Origin of the sequence: Ochrobactrum sp. SFR4 (genome assembly GCF_019730395.1) — a bacterium.
Taxonomy (GTDB): Bacteria; Pseudomonadota; Alphaproteobacteria; order Rhizobiales; family Rhizobiaceae; genus Pseudochrobactrum.
The window spans coordinates 1-267 of sequence record NZ_JAAPBB010000839.1; the positions used below are offsets into that span (position 1 = coordinate 1).

At 51.7% G+C, this 267-nt stretch carries 1 pseudogene; it reads left to right on the forward strand.

The features are described from left to right. A pseudogene (locus HBA93_RS21440) lies at positions 1 to 267 on the forward strand (ABC transporter substrate-binding protein); the annotation flags it as partial.

Genomic DNA, 267 nt, shown 5'->3' on the forward strand with positions numbered 1-267 from the left:
CGGCTTTACGCTCACCTTCCATGCATCGAATGACCGCTATCCAAATGACTCTAAAGTTGCGCAGGCAATTGGTCAGTTTTTCAGCCGTGTCGGGATCAAAACCGATGTTGCGACATTACCGGGCAGTGTTTATTTTTCGCGTGCATCTAATCTGGAGTTCAGCCTGATTATGGGTGGTGCGGCTGTTGAAACAGGCGAAGCTTCCGGCGTGTTGGGTCCAATTCTTGAAACCTATGGTGAAAAAGCAGGGCAGGGCAACCGCGGCCG